At 69.5% G+C, this 16,265-nt stretch carries 16 protein-coding genes; all 16 read left to right on the forward strand.

Going from position 1 to position 16,265, the window contains the following annotated elements; translation table 11 throughout:
• Window positions 1–8 precede the first annotated feature (8 nt).
• The 16 genes from atpA to FSW06_RS00880 all read left to right on the forward strand — a co-directional run bounded on the left by atpA (window position 9) and on the right by FSW06_RS00880 (window position 16,227).
• On the forward strand, window positions 9–1,643 hold the full coding sequence (atpA, locus tag FSW06_RS00805) for a F0F1 ATP synthase subunit alpha (RefSeq protein WP_010119242.1): 1,635 nt from the start codon (window positions 9–11) through the stop codon (window positions 1,641–1,643).
• A 52-nt stretch (window positions 1,644–1,695) separates the two neighbouring features.
• Window positions 1,696–2,670: a F0F1 ATP synthase subunit gamma gene (locus FSW06_RS00810; RefSeq protein ID WP_010119240.1), complete on the forward strand. Its 975-nt coding sequence runs from the start codon at window positions 1,696–1,698 to the stop codon at window positions 2,668–2,670.
• Between the two features lie 3 nt (window positions 2,671–2,673).
• Entirely contained in the window at window positions 2,674–4,122 is a 1,449-nt protein-coding gene (atpD, locus tag FSW06_RS00815; RefSeq protein ID WP_010119239.1) for a F0F1 ATP synthase subunit beta, read from the forward strand.
• A 12-nt stretch (window positions 4,123–4,134) separates the two neighbouring features.
• Window positions 4,135–4,512, forward strand: a complete 378-nt coding sequence (locus FSW06_RS00820) for a F0F1 ATP synthase subunit epsilon (RefSeq protein ID WP_010119235.1) — start codon at window positions 4,135–4,137, stop codon at window positions 4,510–4,512.
• 271 nt (window positions 4,513–4,783) lie between these two features.
• On the forward strand, window positions 4,784–5,197 hold the full coding sequence (locus tag FSW06_RS00825) for a DUF2550 domain-containing protein (RefSeq protein ID WP_238525922.1): 414 nt from the start codon (window positions 4,784–4,786) through the stop codon (window positions 5,195–5,197).
• A 31-nt stretch (window positions 5,198–5,228) separates the two neighbouring features.
• Window positions 5,229–5,930 (forward strand): endonuclease NucS, encoded by a 702-nt coding sequence (gene nucS, locus FSW06_RS00830; RefSeq protein ID WP_010119231.1) that lies wholly within the window; start codon window positions 5,229–5,231, stop codon window positions 5,928–5,930.
• Window positions 5,931–5,945: 15 nt separating this feature from the next.
• Window positions 5,946–6,236 (forward strand): hypothetical protein, encoded by a 291-nt coding sequence (locus FSW06_RS00835; protein WP_029448990.1) that lies wholly within the window; start codon window positions 5,946–5,948, stop codon window positions 6,234–6,236.
• 10 nt (window positions 6,237–6,246) lie between these two features.
• Window positions 6,247–7,185 carry a tetratricopeptide repeat protein gene (locus FSW06_RS00840; RefSeq protein WP_010119226.1) on the forward strand — a complete coding sequence of 313 codons (939 nt, stop codon included), beginning with the start codon at window positions 6,247–6,249 and terminating at the stop codon, window positions 7,183–7,185.
• Window positions 7,186–7,200: 15 nt separating this feature from the next.
• Window positions 7,201–8,082, forward strand: a complete 882-nt coding sequence (locus tag FSW06_RS00845; protein ID WP_040429918.1) for an ABC transporter ATP-binding protein — start codon at window positions 7,201–7,203, stop codon at window positions 8,080–8,082.
• A gap of 10 nt (window positions 8,083–8,092) precedes the next feature.
• Window positions 8,093–8,989 carry an NUDIX hydrolase gene (locus tag FSW06_RS00850; protein ID WP_029448988.1) on the forward strand — a complete coding sequence of 299 codons (897 nt, stop codon included), beginning with the start codon at window positions 8,093–8,095 and terminating at the stop codon, window positions 8,987–8,989.
• Between the two features lie 11 nt (window positions 8,990–9,000).
• The gene (locus tag FSW06_RS00855) at window positions 9,001–10,251 is read left to right on the forward strand and encodes a THUMP-like domain-containing protein (RefSeq protein ID WP_010119221.1); all 1,251 of its coding nucleotides are present in this window, start codon (window positions 9,001–9,003) and stop codon (window positions 10,249–10,251) included.
• Between the two features lie 172 nt (window positions 10,252–10,423).
• Window positions 10,424–11,212: an electron transfer flavoprotein subunit beta/FixA family protein gene (locus FSW06_RS00860; RefSeq protein ID WP_010119219.1), complete on the forward strand. Its 789-nt coding sequence runs from the start codon at window positions 10,424–10,426 to the stop codon at window positions 11,210–11,212.
• A gap of 51 nt (window positions 11,213–11,263) precedes the next feature.
• Complete coding sequence (locus tag FSW06_RS00865; protein WP_010119217.1) at window positions 11,264–12,217, forward strand: electron transfer flavoprotein subunit alpha/FixB family protein; 954 nt, start codon at window positions 11,264–11,266, stop codon at window positions 12,215–12,217.
• A gap of 200 nt (window positions 12,218–12,417) precedes the next feature.
• Window positions 12,418–14,022 (forward strand): cation:proton antiporter, encoded by a 1,605-nt coding sequence (locus tag FSW06_RS00870; protein ID WP_010119215.1) that lies wholly within the window; start codon window positions 12,418–12,420, stop codon window positions 14,020–14,022.
• A complete protein-coding gene (locus FSW06_RS00875) occupies window positions 14,019–15,233 on the forward strand; it encodes a cysteine desulfurase family protein (protein ID WP_010119213.1) in 1,215 nt (404 codons plus the stop codon). The genes FSW06_RS00870 and FSW06_RS00875 overlap by 4 nt, the downstream gene beginning before the upstream one ends.
• A 22-nt stretch (window positions 15,234–15,255) precedes the next feature.
• Entirely contained in the window at window positions 15,256–16,227 is a 972-nt protein-coding gene (locus FSW06_RS00880; protein ID WP_010119211.1) for an ATP-grasp domain-containing protein, read from the forward strand.
• The last annotated feature ends 38 nt before the right edge of the window (window positions 16,228–16,265 follow it).

Raw genomic sequence — 16,265 nt, forward strand, 5'->3', positions numbered from 1 at the left:
GGAAGAACATGGCGGAGTTGACGATCTCCTCCGATGAGATCCGTAGCGCTATCGCGAACTACACCTCAAGCGCTTCCGCGGAGGCCTCCCGTGAGGAGGTCGGCGTGGTCACGATGACCGCGGACGGCATTGCCCAGGTTTCGGGCATGCCCTCCGTGATGACCAATGAGCTGCTTGAGTTCCCCGGCGGCGTCATCGGCGTCGCACAGAACCTGGAGACCGACCACATCGGTGTCGTGGTTCTGGGTAACTACGAGTCGCTGAAGCAAGGCGACGAAGTCAAGAGGACCGGAGAGGTCCTCTCGGTCCCGGTCGGGGAGAAGTTCCTCGGCCGCGTGATTAACCCCCTCGGCCAGGCCATCGACGGCCTGGGCGACATCGAGTCCGACGAAGAGCGTGCCCTCGAGCTGCAGGCCCCGTCCGTGCTGATGCGTCAGCCGGTCCACGAGCCGATGCAGACGGGCATCAAGGCCATCGACGCGATGACCCCGATCGGCCGCGGTCAGCGTCAGCTGATCATCGGCGACCGTAAGACCGGTAAGACCTCGGTCTGCATCGACACGATCCTGAACCAGCGCGAGAACTGGGCCTCCGGCGACCCGACGAAGCAGGTCCGCTGCATCTACGTCGCCATCGGTCAGAAGGGCTCGACCATCGCGTCGGTCCGCAAGACCCTCGAGGACAACGGCGCCCTGGAGTACACCACCATCGTGGCTGCCCCGGCGTCCGACTCGGCCGGCTTCAAGTGGCTCGCACCGTTCTCCGGTGCGGCCCTGGGCCAGCACTGGATGTACCAGGGCAAGCACGTCCTGATCATCTTCGACGACCTCACCAAGCAGGCCGAGGCCTACCGTGCCATCTCCCTGCTGCTGCGCCGTCCGCCGGGACGCGAGGCCTACCCGGGTGACGTCTTCTACCTGCACTCCCGTCTGCTGGAGCGCGCGGCGAAGCTGTCTGACGAGTACGGCGCCGGTTCGATGACGGCCCTGCCGATCATCGAGACCAAGGCGAACGACGTGGGTGCGTTCATCCCGACGAACGTCATCTCGATCACCGACGGCCAGGTCTTCCTGGAGTCCGACCTGTTCAACCAGGGCGTCCGTCCGGCGATCAACGTCGGTGTGTCCGTCTCCCGTGTCGGTGGTGACGCACAGACCAAGGGTATGAAGAAGGTCGCCGGTAACCTGCGACTCGACCTGGCCGCCTACCGCGACCTCGAGGCGTTCGCCACCTTCGCGTCCGACCTGGACGAGTACTCCAAGGCCCAGCTGGACCGCGGTGAGCGTCTCGTCGAGCTGCTGAAGCAGAACGAGACCGAGCCGCAGGCCGTCGAGGACCAGATGGTCTCCATCTACCTCGCCGGTGAGGGCGAGTTCGACACCGTCCCGGTGCAGGACGTCCGCCGTTACGAGGCCGAGCTGTGGGAGTACCTCCACGCCAGCTACAAGGGCGTCTACGACCAGATCGCCGGCGGTAAGCCGCTGACCGACGAGTCGAAGCAGACCCTGGTCGCCGCCAACACGGAGTTCGCCAAGAGCTTCCAGACCACCGACGGCACCCCGGTCATCAACGAGCCGGAGCCTGCGGCCCTGGCCGACAAGGACCTGGACCAGGCCCAGATCACCGTCTCCACCAAGAAGTAGGGGCGACGATGACTGACCAGGCCAAGTACACCGAAGAAGGGAGGTAGGAACGATGGCAACACTTCGCGAGCTCAAGGACCGCATCAAGTCGGTCAACTCGACGAAGAAGATCACCAAGGCGCAGGAGCTCATTGCGACCTCGAAGATCACGAAGGCACAGGCGCGGGTCTCCGCGGCCCAGCCCTACGCCGACGAGATCACCAAGGTCGTCCAGCGACTGGCGTCGGCCTCCTCCCTGGATCACCCGATGCTCGACGTGAACGCCGAGACCCGTCGGGCAGCCATCCTGGTGATCACCAGTGACCGCGGCATGTGTGGCGGCTACAACCACAACGTGCTGAAGACCACCGTGGAGCTGCGTAAGAAGCTCCAGAACGAGGGCAAGGACGTCGTCCTCTACGTCGCAGGTTCCAAGGGCGTGGACTACTTCTCCTTCCGCAGCGAACCGCTGGCGGGTGCGTGGACCGGATTCTCCCAGGATCCCGACTACGCCCTGAGCCACGATCTGCGCCACCACCTCATCGACGGCTTCACCGCCGGCCTCGACGGCACGACCCCGCCCCGCGAGGGGCTGAGCGCGCCGGAGGGCCAGGGCCTCCCGGGCTTCGACGAGCTACACGTGGTCTACACGCGCTTCCAGTCGATGCTCACCCAGACCCCGCAGGCGATCCGCATGCTGCCGATCGAGCCCCGCGTCGAGGACGACCTCGCCACCGGCGAGGACATGCTCTCCGACGCAGGCTCCGTGGTGGCGGACTTCGACTTCGAGCCGGACCCGGACACGCTGCTCGCGCAGCTGCTGCCGCAGTACGTCTCGCGGGCGATTTTCGCACTCCTGCTGGAGTCGGCCGCCAGTGAATCCGCCGCCCGACGTACCGCCATGTCGGCGGCGACGGACAACGCGAGTGCACTGGTCAACGACCTCTCGCGCGTGGCGAACCAGATGCGCCAGGCGAAGATCACCCAGGAAATCTCAGAGATCGTCGGCGGCGTGGATGCGCTGGCCGACAGCGGAGAAAGTGACTAACTAATGACTACAGCTACTCAGGCGCAGCGTGAGGACGCCGCGTCGACTGCTGCCGGACGCGTTGTCCGTGTCATCGGCCCGGTCGTCGACGTGGAATTCCCGCGCGGCGAGCTGCCGGCACTGTACAACGCCCTGCACGTCGACGTGGCTCTCGAAGCTGTCGCGAAGACCATCACCCTCGAGGTCGCCCAGCACCTCGGTGACAACGTCGTGCGCACCATCGCCATGGCCCCGACCGACGGTCTGATCCGCGGCCAGTCCGTGGCGGACTCGGGCGCCCAGATCTCGGTGCCGGTCGGCGACATCGTCAAGGGCCACGTGTTCAACGCCCTCGGCGACTGCCTCGACGAGCCCGGTCTCGGCCGGGACGGCGAGCAGTGGGGCATCCACCGCGACGCCCCGTCCTTCGACCAGCTCGAGGGTCGCACCCAGATGATGGAGACGGGCATCAAGGTCATCGACCTGCTGACCCCGTACGTCCAGGGCGGCAAGATCGGCCTGTTCGGCGGTGCCGGTGTGGGCAAGACCGTGCTCATCCAGGAGATGATCACCCGTATCGCCCGCGAGTTCTCCGGTACCTCCGTGTTCGCCGGCGTCGGCGAGCGCACCCGTGAGGGTACGGACCTCCACCTGGAGATGGAGGAGATGGGCGTCCTGCAGGACACCGCCCTCGTTTTCGGCCAGATGGACGAGCCCCCGGGAGTCCGTATGCGCGTGGCCCTGTCCGGTCTGACCATGGCGGAGTACTTCCGCGATGTGCAGAACCAGGACGTGCTGCTGTTCATCGACAACATCTTCCGTTTCACCCAGGCCGGTTCCGAGGTCTCCACGCTGCTGGGCCGCATGCCCTCCGCCGTGGGTTACCAGCCGACCCTGGCGGACGAGATGGGTGAGCTGCAGGAGCGGATCACGTCGACCAAGGGCCACTCGATCACCTCGCTGCAGGCCGTCTACGTGCCTGCCGACGACTACACCGACCCGGCCCCGGCGACGACGTTCGCCCACCTGGACGCGACCACCGAGCTCGACCGTGCGATTTCCTCGAAGGGTATCTACCCTGCGGTGAACCCGCTGACGTCGACCTCCCGCATCCTGGAGCCCGGCATCGTCGGCCAGCGCCACTACGACATCGCGCAGCGCGTGATCGGTATCCTGCAGAAGAACAAGGAACTGCAGGACATCATCGCCATCCTCGGTATGGACGAGCTGTCCGAGGAGGACAAGATCGTCGTGGCGCGTGCCCGCCGGATCGAGCGCTTCCTGGGCCAGAACTTCTTCGTGGCCCAGAAGTTCACGGACATCCCGGGTTCGTTCGTGCCGCTGAAGGACACGATCGACGCGTTCGAGCGGATCTGCAACGGCGAGTTCGACGCCTACCCGGAGCAGTGCTTCGACGGTCTGGGTGGACTCGACGACGTCGAGGCCGCCTACAAGAAGCTCACCGAGAAGTAGGGAGACACGCACATGGCTGAGATTGCCGCTGAACTGGTGGCCGTGGAGCGGAAGCTGTGGTCCGGTAAGGCCACCTCCGTCTCCGCGCAGACCACCGAGGGCGAGATCGGCGTGCTCCCCGGCCACGAGCCGCTCCTCGGCCAGCTGGTCGAGGACGGTGTGGTCGTCATCCGGACGGTCGACGGCGAGAAGCTCGTCGCCGCCGTCCAGGGTGGTTTCATCTCCGTGTCCACGGAGAAGATCACCATCCTGGCCGACACGGCCGTCTGGGCCTCCGAGGTCGACACCTCCGCGGCCGAGGCCGCGGAGAACCGGGCGGACGCCTCCCGGAGCGACCACGACCGGGCGGTGTCCGAACTGCGCGCCGTCAAGCGTCTGCAGGAGCACTAGACCGCTCCCGTCGCGCTTGCGACCCGGGCTCCCCGCGAGCCCCCTGACCGGCGGCCCTCCCCACCACGGGGAGGGCCGCCGGTTTCTGTATGCCTTTTTGTCCGCACACCCCGGGCCGTTAGACTGGTCGGAAAGCTCCGGCAGGCCGGAGAGTGTGACGTCAGTGGACTCCGCGGGTGACTCCCGCCGGGGAATCGGCGACCGAGAAGGGGCGTGACTGGTGGTCTGGACCATCGTGGTGACCGTGGTAGTGATCGCACTGGTATGTGCGGTGCTCATCGCCGGAGGGCGGTTCCTCACGCTCCGGAGTCGCGGTATCCTTGTGGTGGTCAGGCCCCTTCCCAGCCCGGAAGGACGGCACTGGCGCCACGGGGTTCTCGTTTACGGGGGACTGGGCGCCCGGGTGTTCCAGGTCCGGTCACTGCGCCCGCTGCCGGACATGGAGATCCACCGGCAGGGCACCGAGATCGCCGGCCGCCGGGGGATCACCGAGTGGGAGTCCCAGTTCCTCGAGCCCGAGCTCCACGTCCTCGAGGTCACCGACGGGGGACGCCGTTTCGAGGTCGCCCTCGACGAAGCGGGGGACACCGCGCTGGTCGCCTGGCTGGAATCGGCGCCGTCGACCCGCCAGGTCCGGTCGATGAACAAGGTGGACCCGCGGCACGGTCTCGACTCCCGGTCGTGACCGCCCCCGCGGCTTTGTTACGCTGTCACCCATGCGAGTGCTGATCTGCCGGTGTGCCGTGGACTACGACGGGCGGCTGGAGGCGCACCTGCCCGAGGCCGACCGGCTGGTCCTGGTCAAGGCGGACGGTTCGGTGAGCATCCACGCCGATGACCGCGCCTACAAGCCGTTGAACTGGATGACCCCGCCCTGCACCCTGCGGGAGACCACCGGGGACGACCTCACGGAGGCGGACCGGGAACTCGGCGTCCGGCAGCTGTGGACGGTGGAGAACCCGAAGAAGGAACGTCTGACGATCCGGATCTTCGAGGTGTACCAGGACGTCTCCCGGGAGCTCGGGGAGGACCCCGGCCTGGTCAAGGACGGTGTGGAGGCGCATCTGCAGGAGCTGCTGGCCGCACAGATCGAGATCCTCGGGGAGGGTTACACCCTGGTCCGGCGGGAGTACCCGACCGCGATCGGGCCGGTCGACATCCTCTCGCGCGACAGTGAGGGCGGCTCGGTCGCCGTCGAGATCAAGCGGCGCGGCGGGATCGACGGCGTGGAACAGCTGACCCGCTATGTCGAACTGCTCAACCGTGACGAACTGCTCGCCCCGGTGCAGGGGGTGTTCGCCGCCCAGGAGATCAAGCCGCAGGCCCGGACCCTGGCCGAGGACCGCGGATTCCGCTGCGTGGTGCTGGACTACCAGGCGATGCGCGGTCTGGAACCGACCGAACTCCGGCTGTTCTGAGCGGGGGTCACAGCGATGCCGCGCCACAACCGCCGCGCCACCCCGGTTCCCCGCGGGCGGCGGACCCTGCCGTCGGAGGGGTCGACGTACTGGGGGACCCGCCGGGAGACCGGTCCGGGATGGGCGATGGGGGAGACCTACCTGGTCCGCCACATGGGTGCGTCCGCGGCCCGCAAGTTCTACGTGTGCCCGGGCTGCAACCAGAACATCCCGCCCGGGGTGGCCCACATCGTCGCCTGGCCGGACACCCACCGCGGCGGGGAGGACCGGAGGCACTGGCACACCGCGTGCTGGGACCGTCGCTAGAGTGGGGACCATGACCAACCCCCAGTCGCCCCGTTCATCCCAGCCCGCCGCGCCGGACCGCTTCGCCGCCCGCGCCATCGATCTCGCCGCCGTGAAACAGGCGGCGGACCAGCGGGAGAAGGCCAGGGAGGAGGCGGCGTCCGGGGTGCCGGTGCCGGTCGCGGCGACGGTCACCGCGGAGAGCTTCGAGCAGGACCTCGTGGTCCGCTCCACCCAGGTGCCGGTCATTCTCCAGCTCGGCAGTTCCCGGGCCCAGGGATCCGACGACATGGCGGCGGACCTCGCGCGCCTGGCCGCGGAGCAGGAGGTCTCCGGGGAGATCCGGTGGGTGTTCCGTCAGGTCGACGTGGACGCCACCCCGGAGATCGCGCAGGCACTCGGCGTCCGCGCTGTCCCGACCGTCCTCGCGCTCGCCGCGGGGCGGCCGCTGACCAACTTCGAGGGCGTGCAGCCGGAGGACCAGCTCCGTCAGTTCGTCGCCGCGGTGATCCAGGCGACGGCGGGGAAGCTGCCCGGCCTGCCCGCGTCCGGTGCCGCCGCGGAGGACGCCGGGGCAGCGGACACCGCCGGTGATCCGCGCTTCACGGAGGCGGCCGAGGCGCTGGAGCGGGAGGACTACCTCGCCGCGGTGGCGGTGTACGACCGGATCCTCGCCGACAGTCCGGAGCCGGAGGTGAAGAGCGAGGCGCAGACCGCCCGTGCCACCGCGGTGCTGCTGGGCCGGACGGCCGACGGCAGCGGCGACGAGGTCGACGAGATGCTGCTCGCCGGTCAGCGGACCGACGCCTTCGACACCCTCATCGGCCAACTGCAGGGTGCGGTGACCGGGGGACGGACCGACGAACGGGACGCCCTGCGCGACCGGCTGCTCGACCTGTTCTCCCTCTACGACCCGGCGGACCCGACGGTCATCGACGCCCGTACCCGTATGGCCAGCGCCCTGTTCTGACCCCGACAACCTAGAATGCGTGCTGTGGACAACAAACTGATCTCCGCCCCCGCGACCGCCGAGACGTGGCAGGAGGATCTCGTTCTCGACCTGCGGGATGTTTCGGTCCGGCGCGGTGGGCGTGCCCTCGTCTCCCACGTGACCTGGCAGGTCGAGGAGGATGAACGGTGGGTGGTCATCGGCCCGAACGGGGCGGGGAAGACCACCCTGATGAGCATCGCCGCGGCCACCCTGTACCCGTCCGAGGGCACCGCGACGATCGTGGGCCAGGAACTGGGCAGGACCGACGTCCGGGAGATCCGGACCTCGGTGGGGGTGACCTCCTCCGCCCTGGCCCACCGTATCCCGTCCCATGAGACGGTCAGTGACCTGGTGATCTCCGCCGGCTACGACGTGCTGGGCCGGTGGCGCGAGGAGTACGACGCGGCGGACCGGGAGCAGGCCGTCGCGATGCTCGAGGAGGTCGGTGCGATGCATCTGGCGGACCAGGAGTGGGGCACCCTCAGCGAGGGTGAACGCAAGCGGGTGCTCATCGCGCGCGCGCTGATGACCGACCCCGAACTGCTGCTGCTCGACGAGCCCGGTGCGGGGCTGGATCTCGGCGGCCGGGAGGACCTCGTGACCCTGCTCGGCGATCTGGCCGTGGACCCGGACGCCCCGGCGATGGTCATGGTGACCCACCATGTCGAGGAGATCCCGCAGGGATTCACCCACGGTCTCATCCTCGACGAGGGCGAGGTGGTGGCCATGGGGCTGCTCTCCGACGTGATGACCGCGGAGAATCTCACCCGCGCGTACCACCAGCCGATCGCCCTGACCGTCGACGACGGACGCTACTTCGCCCGCCGGGCCCGCCGCGGCGGGGACCACCGGGCCGGGCGTACGGACCGTGGCTAGAGTGGACGGCATGGCTGACAGCGCGGACGAGAAGAAGCCGGTGACGCCGCGTCACTCATCGACGGTGATGCTGCTCCGGGACACGCTCAGCGGACCGGAGGTCTATGTGCAGGAGCGGGCCAGCACCATGGCCTTCTGCGCGGAGATGACCGTCTTCCCCGGCGGCGGGGTCGACTCCCGTGACATGCCGGGGGACGTCGACGGAGACGGGCAGCCGTCACCGGAGATCCGGTGGCAGGGCCAGTCCACGACGTGGTGGGCCGAGCGGCTCGCGACCACACCCGAGATCGCCCGCGCGCTGGTCTGCGCGGCGGTCCGTGAGACCTTCGAGGAATCCGGGACGCTGCTCGCCGCCCACGCCGACGGGTCGCCGGTGACGGACACCACCCCCTACCTGTCGCAGCGGGCGGACCTGGAGCACCACCGCCTCGCCTTCACCGACTTCATGGACCAGCACGATCTCACGCTGCGCAGTGACCTGCTGCGGCCGTGGGCGAACTGGGTGACCCCGGAATCCCAGCCGATCCGCTATGACACGGCCTTCTTCGTCGCCGCGATGCCCAAGGGGCAGCAGGCCCACGGTGATACGCGGGAGGCGACCTCGACCGGCTGGTTCCGCCCGGGCACGCTGCTCGACGGCTGGCGCAACCGGAAGATCAACCTCATGCCCCCGACCTGGGCACAGCTGCGGATGCTCGACACGTTCCGCACCGTCCGCGAGGTGATGGAGTTCGCGGCCGGGGTGAAGGTCGACCCGGTGACCGAGGAACCGGTCGACGTCCCCTACATGGCCGAGTACTATCTGCTGGAGACCCGGATGTACGGCTACCCGGAGCGGGTCTTCGCCCCCGGGATGAAGTTCGCCGTGGACCCGGACGATCTGCCGCGGCACCCCTACGAGGGCTGAGCGGGACCACTGTGGCTTTCTCCGTCGACGACGTCGCCTGGTTGACGTCGCATCCGGACGCCGTCGTCGCGGCGTCCGGTCTCAGTTTCTCCGCCGCGGACACGGTGCGGGACACCGCCACCCTGCGTGACGCCTACGGCGACCGGGCGCGGGTGCTCGCTGAACTGGTGACCGCCCGGCGCCGGGGCAAGGTCCCGGCCGACTGGCTGGTGTGCTCCGACTCGGCGCAGCAGGCGACCCCGGCGGCCGTCGCGGCGGTCCGCGCCCGGCATCTCGCGGCGGTGGCACCGGGCGCGGTGGTCTTCGACGCGACCTGCTCGGTGGGGACCGAGCTGGCGCACCTGGCTGACCCGGCGTGGGGGTTCGGCCTCGTCGCCGGCGGCGACCTGGATCCGGCGCGCCTGGCGATGGCCCACCACAATCTGCCGGAGATTCCGCTGGTGCGGGCGGACGCGACCCGGCCTGCGGTGCGCGCCGATGTCGTCGTCGCCGATCCCGCCCGCCGGACGGCCCGGGGCCGGATCCGGGACCCGAAGGATCTCATTCCGCCGCTGCCGGACCTGCTCGAGGCCTGGCGTACCGTCCGGGGGCCGGGTGGCGGTCCCACCGGAACCGCGGTGAAGTGTGCCCCGGGCATCGACTACTCGGAGTGGGAGGGGCAGGTCGACATCGTCAGCCTGGCCGGCTCCTCTGGCGCCGGCGGGGGAGTGAAGGAGGCGTGCCTCTATTCCCCGGGACTGTCGGTGGTCGACCGTCGTGCCGTGGTGGTGGGGCAGGACCGTACCGTCGAGCTGACGTCCGCGGATGCGGAGTCCGACGCGGTGGCCCCGGTCGGCCGCTACATCCTGGACCCGGACGGGGCGGTGGTGCGCGCCGGGCTGGTGACGCAGTATGCGGCGGCGTTGGGCTGGTGGCGGCTCGACCCGCACATCGCCTACCTGTCCGGCGACACGGTCCCGGCGCCGGCGGACATGGTGCCGGGTCAGCGGGTCTTCGAGGTGGTGGACACGGTGCCGCTGAAGAAGCTGAAGGCGGCGCTCGCCGCGGCGACGGCGGGGCTGTCCGCGGCGGAGACCGGTGGCCGGGGTGCGACGAGCCTGGAGATCCTGGTGCGCGGGGCGGACGTGGACCCCGATGCACTGCGGAAGAAGATGCGGCCGGTCCTGACCCGTGGGGGTGGTGGATCGCTGACCGTCGTGATCGCGAGGATCGGACGGTCCCCGGTCGCGGTCGTGACCCGGCAGGTACACCCGCGGGGGTAGTGATAAAAATATTTTTATCTTGGGTCGTCGGGAAACGTGCAGGTTATCGCGGTCATGATACGGTGTTTCGCTAGGTGAAACGAGCTGGATTCCGGGGTGTGCCCTGCGTCACGCCGCTGCGAATGTAGACTGACCACCGAGAAATCGCACCCTACGGCAGGAAGGCCAACGAATGTCGAACATCGTGGTTCTGGTCAAGCAGGTGCCGGACACCTACTCCGAGCGCAAGCTGACCGATGACGACTTCACTCTCGACCGGGAGGGCGCAGACGCCATCCTCGACGAGATCAACGAGAACGCCGTCGAGGCGGCGCTGCAGCTCAGGGAAGCCGACGGATCCCGCAACATCGTCGTCATCTCCGTCGGTCCCGAGCGCGCCACGGAGGCACTGCGCAAGGCCCTCTCCCTCGGCGCCGACGAGGCCATCCTCGTCACCGACGAGGCGCTCGCCGGTTCCGACGCACTGGGCACCGCCTGGACCCTGTCCAACGCGCTGAACCTCGTCGACGACATCGAGCTCATCATCACCGGTAACGCCTCCACCGACGGTGGCGCCGGCGCGGTCCCCGGACTGCTCTCCGAGTACCGCCAGATCCCCGCCCTGACCCACCTGCGCAGCCTCGAGGTCACCGCGGACAAGGTCTCCGGCGAGCGGGTCACCGAGGACGGCGTGTTCACCGTCGAGGCCCCGAAGCCGGCCATCGTCTCCGTCACGGAGAAGGCCAACACCCCCCGCTTCGCCGTCTTCAAGGGCATCATGGCCGCGAAGAAGAAGAAGATCCGCGAGGTCTCCATCGCCGAGATCGGCGTCGACCCGGCCAACGTCGGCCTCGCCGCCGCCGCGACCCGCGTCACCGCCTCCAACCCGAAGCCGGCCAAGACCGCCGGTGAGATGGTCACCGACGAGGGTGACGGCGGCGTGAAGCTCGTCGAGTTCCTCGTCAACAACAAGCTCGTCTAGGCCCACCCGAGCACTGCGAGAACAACCACCTTCCGAAAGGACTTTCCAGCCATGACCAATGTCCTGGTCCTCGTTGAGCACACGCAGGGTGAGCTGAAGAACGCCACCCGCGAGCTCATCACCGCCGCCCGCGTCTTCGGTACCGTCGGTGCCGTCGTCGTCGGCGCCCCCGGCACCTCCGAGAAGCTGCAGCCCGCCCTGGCCGCCGCCGGCGCCGAGACCGTCTACGCCGCCGAGGCCGACTTCGCCGACAACCACGTCGTCACCCCCTCGGTGGACGCCGTCTCCGGCCTGGCCGCCCAGTTCCAGGTGCCGGTCATCATCTCCGCCTCCGCCGCCGGCAACGAGATCGCCGGCCGCGTCGGCGCCCGGGTCGCCTCCGGTGTGCTCTACGACCAGATCGAGATCAACGCCGACCGCAGCGCGAAGGGCTCGATCTTCGGTGGCGACTTCACCACCGAGAACACCGTCGGTGGCGCCGCACCGGTCTACACCCTGCGCTCCGGCGCCGTCGACCCGGTCGAGCAGGCCGCCGCCGGCACCGTGCAGCCCGTCGAACTCCCGGCTCCGGGCCCGACCGCCGTGACCGTCACCAACTTCGCGCCGGCCGAGCAGGCCGACCGCCCCGAGCTCACCGAGGCGAAGATCATCGTCTCCGGTGGCCGTGGTGTCGCCGGTCCGGAAGGCTTCCACGACGTCGTCGAGCCGCTCGCCGACGTCCTCGGTGCCGCCGTCGGTGCCTCCCGTGCCGCGGTCGACGCCGACTACTACCCGGGCAAGTTCCAGGTCGGCCAGACCGGTAAGACGGTCTCCCCGAACCTGTACATCGCCCTCGGCATCTCCGGCGCCATCCAGCACAAGGCCGGTATGCAGACCTCCAAGACCATCGTCGCCGTCAACAAGGACGAGGAGGCCGGCATCTTCGAGATCACCGACTTCGGCGTCGTCGGTGACCTGTTCAAGGTCGCCCCGCAGGCCACCGAGGAGCTCAAGAAGCGCCAGTAGGTGTGTTCCGCCCGTCGCGGCGGAAACTGCAGGTGAACACCGGTCAATTACCGGGAGACACCGCACGGTAGAATGGACGGCGATAACCGTCCGTGACCACCGGACCACAGGGTCCGCACCCGGTCGGGTGCGGACCCTGCGGTTGTCTCTGCACCATCCCCGCCCGTCGTCGTCCCGTCCCCGGAAGGACCCCCGCCTCAGTGACCACACTGATCGTCATTCTCGGCCTCATGCTCGCCACCGTCATCACCGTGGGCGTGGGTGACCGGGTCGGGTTGCCCTGGCCGGTCCTGCTGCTGCTGGTGACGACCGCGGCCATGTTCATCCCGGGAATGCCGACCGTCGACGTCGATCCGCACCTCATCCTCCCGCTGGCCCTGCCACCACTGCTGTGGGCGCTGGCCCGCCGGACATCGTGGGGGATGTTCCGGGACCAGTGGCGCTCCATCCTCAGCCTGTCGGTGATGCTCGTCATCGTGACCGTCGCTGTGGTCGCCGGCGTCGCCATGTGGATCATCCCGGGGCTCACCCTCGTCGGTGCCCTGGCGCTGGCCGCCGCGGTCGCCCCGCCCGACCCGGTCGCCGTGGAGGCGGTCGCCGAACCCGCGGGCATCCCGCGCCGCATCATCGGCACCCTGCAGTCCGAGGGACTGTTCAATGACGCCGCCTCGCTCGTCATCTTCAGTGCGGCGGTCACCGCCGCCCAGTTCCACCACGACATCCACTGGTTCGAGGCCGCCGGCACCATGGTCTACAGCGCCCTGGTGGCGGTGGCACTGGGCTGGGTCGTCGGCCGACTGTCCGCGAAATTCGTCGAATGGCTCGATTCCCCGGTCGCCGGCAACGCCTTCACCTGGGTCCTGCCCTTCGTCATCTACCTGGTGTGCGAGGAGATCCACGTCTCCGGTGTCATTGCCGTGGTCGTCGGCGCCGTTGAACTCAGTTCCCGGCTGGACGCCACCGCGGCCGACGCCCGGCTCGCCGGCTCCTCCTTCTGGGAGGTCATCGAACTGCTCGTGACCGGCATGGCCTTCGGCCTGATGGGCATGAACGTCCGGGAGTCCATCTTCGACGAGGAGGTCCAGCACCTCAGGCCGGTGATGTGGGGGCTGGTGATCTCCGTCGTCCTCGTCGCGGTCCGGGCACTGTGGATGTCCACCCTGCTGTGGCAGAACATGCGCAAGAGAGGCCTGTACCGCGCACCGGTGCGCTGGACCGACGTCCTCCTGCTCACCTGGGCCGGCATGCGCGGCCTGGTGACGTTCGCCCTGGTGCTGTCCCTGAGCCCCGCCGACTTCCCGATGCGCGACGAGTTCACCATCGTGGCCTTCATCGTCCTGCTGTGCACCATGGTCATCCCGGGACTGACCCTGCCGTGGCTCACCGACTACCTCCGCCGCAGGTACGACCTCCACGACCTGGCGGACGCCGCCACCGAGGAGGCGATGGACGAGGCGCACCGGGCAGCGGTCGCGGTGGTGACCCGGAAACTCGCCGACGAGGTCATCACCCCGGAGACCGCGGCGAGGATCTCCGAACGTCTCAACGTCATCCGGTCGCCCTCCGCCCTCGACGACGGCGATGACGGGGTGGCCGATGCCGACGAGGACGCCCGGCTGCGCCGGCAGAAGCGCGAGCGCGCGGCACGTACCGCCATCGAGATCCGGCGCGAGTCCCTCAACGCCGCCCAGCGCAGCCTCGCCGCCGCCCGGTACCGCAAGGGCGTGGACCCCACGGCCGTGGCGGAAAAGATGCATGAGCTGGACCGCCGCCTGCTCGCCCTCCCGCACGGGGAGGAGCGGTGACCACGCGCATCTACCTGGACCACGCGGCGTCCGCTCCGCTGCGGCCCGAGGCCGTTGAGGCACTTGACCGCACCGCCGCCCTGCTGAACCCGGCGGGCCAGTACGCCTCGGGGCGGGCAGCGTCCCGGATCGTCGAGGACGCCCGCGAACAGATCGGTGCTCTGCTGGGGGCGGATCGGGCGGAGGTCCTGTTCACCGGCTCCGGGACGGAGGCCGACAACATCGCCGTGCAGGGGCTCGCCTTCGGTGCGCTGCGGGCCCACGGTGCCCGCCGGATCCACAGTTCCCCGGTGGAGCACCCGGCGGTGGGGGAGGCCGTCGACTGGCTGTGCGACCCGGCCGGACTGCCCGTCCCCGAGCCGCTGTTCGACCGGGTCCCGCTGACGGTGGACGCGACCGGCCGGCCCCGCCCGGTGGACGGCCCGTTGTCGGTCAGGGACGATGCGCTGGTCACCGCCATGTGGGTGAACAACGAGACCGGGAACATCACCGACCTGGCCGGGGTCATCGGCCCCGCGGTCGCCGCGGACGTGCCCACCCACGTCGACGCCGTCCAGGCGGTCGGCCATCTGCCGGTGGACTTCCGGACCCTCGGGGTCTCGACGCTGGCGGCGAGCGCCCACAAATTCGGCGGGCCGAAATCCGTCGGCCTGCTGCTGGCACGCCGGGACGCCGCCGTGCAGTCCCCGGTCCGCGGCGGTGGCCAGGAACGTCGGCTGCGCTCCGGCACCGTCAACCCGCAGGGTGCTGCGGCTGCGGCTGCGGCACTGCAGGCCGCCGTCGACGAGATGGACGCCGAACACGCCCGGCTGGCCGGTTACCAGGCGCGGCTGCTGGCCGTGGCCCGGTCGATCCCGGATGCGGTGGTGTACACCGATCCGGTCGCCGACGGGCAGGGTGCGTCAGGTGCGTCAGATGTGCCGGGCGCGCTGCCCTCCCACGTCCACATGAGTTTCCCCGGGGCGGAGGGCGACAGCCTCATCATGCTGCTGGACGCTGCCGGGGTGGACGCTTCCACCGGGTCCGCCTGCTCCGCCGGGGTGAACCGGGCGTCCCACGTCCTCACCGCCATGGGTGTGGAGGTGCACACCGCCCGCGGGGCCCTGCGCCTGACCACCGGACCGGCCACCACCGACGGCGACATCGACCGGATCTGTGCCCTGTTGCCGGGCGTGGTGGACCAGGCGCGGGCGGCCGGGACGGCCTACTGAGCGCTCTGCTACGCTCACCGCCGTGAACCGCATCGGCATCATCGTCACCGACCCCGCGTCCTACCCGCCGGAGGACATCGACCACGACACCCCGCTGCTCCTCGCAGCCCTGCGTGAACGGGGTGCGACCGCGGAAGCCGCGGTCTGGCACGACAGCGGCGTCGACTGGACCGGCTTCGATCTGCTGGTCATCCGCAGCCCCTGGGACTACATGCGGCGTCCCGCCGACTTCATCGACTGGCTCGACCGGGTGGGCGCGGCTGGGGTGCGGGTGCTCAACGACCCCCGGCTGATCCGGTGGAACATGGACAAGCGCTACCTCGCCGACCTTGCCGACCTTGCCGATACCGACTCCGCCGACCGGTCTGGAGCAGGCATCGCGGTGGTCCCCACCGGCTACCACCACACCCTCGCCGCCGCGCGCACCGCCCTCGCGGCAGCAGGGGACGGCAACGTCGTCGTCAAACCGACCGTCGGGGCCGGATCCTCGCACACCGGCCTGTTCACGGCGTCCGACCCCGCCGCGGCGGAGCTGGCCGCCGAGATCCTCGCCACCGGTGCCTCCGTCATGATCCAGCCCGAGATCCCCGAACTCTCCGCCGGGAAGGAGAAGGCGCTCTACCTCGTCGACGGCCGGCTCACCCACGCCATCGCCAAGGGTGCGCTGCTCGCCCACGGCGGCGGCTTCCGCGGTGGCGTCTACCGGGAACACCCTGTGACCGTGGAGACCACACCGGCGGAGGAGGAGTTTTCCTCCCGCGTGCTCACCGCCGCCGCCCGGTTCACCCGCACGGCCCTGCCGCTGTACGGCCGTATCGACATGGTCGAGACCGCCGGCCCGGCAGGGTCGGCGGGGTCGGAAGAGAAGAGCCTGGTGCTGCTGGAGGCGGAACTGTTCGAACCTGACTTCCACCTCGACCTCGTCCCCGGGGTCGCCGGGACACTGGCGGACGCCGTCCTCGCGCGCGTGTCCGACCGCCCGGCCACGGTGTAGGGTGAAGGGCTGTCCACACGACGGTCCACGACAGAAAG

The sequence above is a fragment of the Corynebacterium nuruki S6-4 genome (genome assembly GCF_007970465.1).
GTDB lineage: Bacteria > Actinomycetota > Actinomycetes > Mycobacteriales > Mycobacteriaceae > Corynebacterium > Corynebacterium nuruki.

Coding starts and splice junctions, on each gene's coding strand:
- atpA (WP_010119242.1), top strand. CDS start 9: ATGGCGGAGTTGACGATCTCCTCCGATGAGATCCGTAGCGCTATCGCG.
- FSW06_RS00810 (WP_010119240.1), top strand. CDS start 1,696: ATGGCAACACTTCGCGAGCTCAAGGACCGCATCAAGTCGGTCAACTCG.
- atpD (WP_010119239.1), top strand. CDS start 2,674: ATGACTACAGCTACTCAGGCGCAGCGTGAGGACGCCGCGTCGACTGCT.
- FSW06_RS00820 (WP_010119235.1), top strand. CDS start 4,135: ATGGCTGAGATTGCCGCTGAACTGGTGGCCGTGGAGCGGAAGCTGTGG.
- nucS (WP_010119231.1), top strand. CDS start 5,229: ATGCGAGTGCTGATCTGCCGGTGTGCCGTGGACTACGACGGGCGGCTG.
- FSW06_RS00835 (WP_029448990.1), top strand. CDS start 5,946: ATGCCGCGCCACAACCGCCGCGCCACCCCGGTTCCCCGCGGGCGGCGG.
- FSW06_RS00840 (WP_010119226.1), top strand. CDS start 6,247: ATGACCAACCCCCAGTCGCCCCGTTCATCCCAGCCCGCCGCGCCGGAC.
- FSW06_RS00845 (WP_040429918.1), top strand. CDS start 7,201: ATGCGTGCTGTGGACAACAAACTGATCTCCGCCCCCGCGACCGCCGAG.
- FSW06_RS00850 (WP_029448988.1), top strand. CDS start 8,093: ATGGCTGACAGCGCGGACGAGAAGAAGCCGGTGACGCCGCGTCACTCA.
- FSW06_RS00860 (WP_010119219.1), top strand. CDS start 10,424: ATGTCGAACATCGTGGTTCTGGTCAAGCAGGTGCCGGACACCTACTCC.
- FSW06_RS00865 (WP_010119217.1), top strand. CDS start 11,264: ATGACCAATGTCCTGGTCCTCGTTGAGCACACGCAGGGTGAGCTGAAG.